4 protein-coding genes are annotated in these 3,015 nt (G+C 66.1%); 2 read left to right on the top strand and 2 right to left on the bottom strand.

Annotated elements, in window-relative coordinates; all coding sequences use genetic code 11:
* On the top strand, nucleotides 1–373 hold a 373-nt coding region (locus QOD90_RS30425; RefSeq protein WP_526356137.1), incomplete at its 5' end, for a phosphate signaling complex PhoU family protein.
* 4 nt (nucleotides 374–377) lie between these two features.
* On the opposite strand, the gene QOD90_RS30420 is transcribed toward QOD90_RS30425, so the two are convergent.
* Together QOD90_RS30420 and QOD90_RS30415 are read right to left on the bottom strand one after the other, a co-directional pair.
* Nucleotides 378–1,136 (bottom strand): amino acid ABC transporter ATP-binding protein, encoded by a 759-nt coding sequence (locus tag QOD90_RS30420; protein ID WP_526356135.1) that lies wholly within the window; start codon nucleotides 1,134–1,136, stop codon nucleotides 378–380.
* Entirely contained in the window at nucleotides 1,133–2,560 is a 1,428-nt protein-coding gene (locus QOD90_RS30415; RefSeq protein ID WP_526356139.1) for an ABC transporter permease subunit, read from the bottom strand. Before QOD90_RS30415 ends, QOD90_RS30420 begins: the two co-directional genes overlap by 4 nt.
* 253 nt (nucleotides 2,561–2,813) lie before the next feature.
* On the opposite strand from QOD90_RS30415, the gene QOD90_RS30410 reads away from it, so the two are divergent.
* A partial coding sequence (locus QOD90_RS30410; protein WP_526356133.1) for a DUF899 family protein occupies nucleotides 2,814–3,015 on the top strand: 202 nt, incomplete at its 3' end.

Genomic DNA, 3,015 nt, shown 5'->3' with positions numbered 1-3,015 from the left:
CCTGGCGCGACATGTCGCTGAGGTTGCCCGCCTGCGCCACCCGCAACCCGCGGTCCCGACCCAGCTTGCTGATCGGTTCGCCGAGATGGCCCGCCTCGGCGTGCAGGCCTGCATCCACCTCGAGCGGTCGATCGCTGCCCCCACCGGGGACGACTGGCCCGCAATGCTGCAGGCCGACGACCGCGTCGATCAACTCCAGCATGAGGTCGTCCAGGAGGTCAGCAACGCCGAGCCGCCCTATCCGATCCAGGTTGGCGTCGACGTCGCATTGCTCGCCAGGTACTTCGAGAGGTTCGCCGACCAGGCTGTCTCCATCGCCAGGCAACTCGACTACGTCGTCACCGGGGCCGTGCCCGAACAGCCGACGACCTAGGCGATCAGAGAGGGTCGAGGATCCGCCGCAGGAACTGTTGGGTGCGTTCCTGCTTGGGCGACCCGATGACATCGCTCGGCGGGCCGCTTTCCAGCACCACACCGCCGTCGGTGAAGAGCACCTGATCGGCGACCTGCTGGGCGAACCGGATTTCGTGGGTGACGATCACCATCGTCCAACCCTGGGTGGCCAGGTCCTTGATCACCGCCAGCACCTCACCCACCAACTCGGGATCCAGTGCGGAGGTCGGCTCGTCGAACAGCATCAGCTTGGGCTTGAGCGCGAGCGCGCGGGCAATGCCCACCCGCTGCTGCTGCCCGCCTGACAGCTGGTACGGGTACTGGTCCTGTTTGCCCTCCAGCCCGACGCTGCGCAACAGCTCAACCGCGTCGGCCCGCGCCTCGGCCACGGCACGCCGCTGCACAATGACCGGCCCCTCGATGACGTTCTGCAGCACCGTCTTGTGCGGAAACAGGTTGTGCCCCTGGAACACCATTCCACTCTGCGCGCGGAACCGGTAGAACTCGGTCTCGGGGATATCGGTCGAAAAGTCCACTCGGACATCGCCGATGGTGATGACCCCGGTATCCGGCCGCTCCAGCGCGTTGAGTGACCGCAGCACCGTCGTTTTCCCGGAGCCGGACGGGCCGATGATGGTGGTCACCGATCCCGTCGGCACGTCGAACGAAACGCCCTTCAGCACGGCGTTGCTGCCGAACGACTTCGTCACGTCCGCGACGGTGACCAACGTAGGGACGCTCACCGGGCCACGTACCTTTCCAGTCGGTGTTCGACGCGGCCCTGCCCGAACGACAGCGCCAGGCAGACGACCCAGTAGTAGGCGGCGGCCGTGCCGTACATCGCAAAGAACTCGAAGGTCGGCGCCGCCGCCACCTGCGCGGTGCGCAGCAGCTCGGTCACCAGGATTGTCGAGGCCAACGAGGTGTCCTTCACCAAAGAGATCAAGGTGTTGGACAATGGCGGCACCGCAACCCGGCTGGCCTGCGGCAGAATTATTCGCCGAAGTGTCGTCGGGTACTTCATGCCGATGGTCTGGGCGGCCTCCCATTGTCCCTTCGGGATACTGGAGATGGCCGAGCGGATGATCTCCGCGGCGTAGCCGCCGACGTTGAGACTGAACGCGATGATCGCCGCGGGGAACGGATCAATTTTCAGGCCCAGCTCGGGCAATGCGTAGAAGATCAGGAACAGCTGAACCAGCAGGGGCGTGCCGCGGATGATCGAGATGTAGACACGCGCCACCGCGGAAGGCAACCGATTCGACGACATCCGTGCCAGCGCCACACCGAGCGCGATCACCAGCCCGATCACGAAGCTGATCGCGGTCAGCGGAATCGTTGCGGTGATGGTGGCCTTGGCCATCGGCCAAAGGTTGTCCAGGATCAATTTGATTGTCGATGGGGCTGGGGCCGCGGCGCCCTGCTGAGGGGCGGTGCCGCTGGCATCGGCCTTCAAGTACTTCTGCGAAATCCTCGCCAGGGTGCCGTCCGCGCCGAGTTCATCGATGGCTCGGTTGAGTCCGGGCAGCAAGCCACTGCCCTTGCGGGCGGCGAACGCCTGTTCGCTGCGCTGCCCCGTCTTGGCCGCGATCTTGACCGAGGTGTCGTTCGTGGTGGCCAGGTAGGCGTACACCGCGATGCTGTCGTTGACTGTTGCGTCGACGCGGCCCTGGTTGAGCAGGGTGATCGCCTGGGTGAAGCCCTCCACCGCCTCGACCTTGGCCCCCGCCTGCCGGGCGACCTCGGCCCAGTTGCTGGTCACCGACTGCGCGGTGGTCTTGCCGGCGAGATCCTTCACCGATTTGATCGAGTCGTCATTCGCTCGAGTGACGATAACGCCTTCGCCGACGGCATACGGCTTGGACAGATCGTATTTCGCCTGTCGTTCGGGTGTGATTGTGACCTGATTGGCGACGACGTCGAATCGGTCCGATTCCAGCGCCGCGAATATCGAGTCCCAAGGCGTCTCAACGAATTCGGTCCGCACGCCCAGCTTATCGCCGACCGCGCGCGCCACGTCAATGTCGTAGCCGGAGAGGGCGCCCGTGGTGCCGTCGTGAAAACTGAAGGGCGCGTACGTTCCTTCGGTGCCGACCCGGAGCACCCCGGCCGAGGCGACGCGGTCCGATCCACCCTCGGGCCCCTGACCGCACGCGATCGCTACCAGCGCGACGAGCACACCCAGCACCAACGCGATTCTTGTTCGGCGCAAGGACGCTCCTGTCCGAGGTTCAGTTGCGCGGGAACGTAACACAGGGAGGTGGTGGGGATGAGACTTTTGATCACGCCGATATATATCGCCACGGCGGCGGCCCGGGGCGCATCCAGCGGCGTCCCTCCCCGATGAGTTTCGGTCGTCCGGCTGGTCATACCTTCCGAGGGCCGGCGATGTGCCTGCCCGGGCAGGGAAAGGCGAACCGATGGAAGCGACCAGCACGTCGTACCCGTCGCCCGAGATCGTCGACCGGGCCACCTGGCAGGCCGTGGTCGACCGGGTGCTGGTGCGGGAGAAGGCACACACCCACGAGGGTGACGCGATCGCGGCCGCCCGGCGGCGGCTGCCGATGGTCGAGGTGGACGCGCGGACCCCGCTGGTCGGGGCGCACGGCCCGGGGCCCCTGG

The sequence above is a fragment of the Mycobacterium sp. genome (assembly GCF_032161845.1).
Classification (GTDB): Bacteria; Actinomycetota; Actinomycetes; order Mycobacteriales; family Mycobacteriaceae; genus Mycobacterium.
This window is presented reverse-complemented; position numbering and strand designations above follow the sequence as displayed.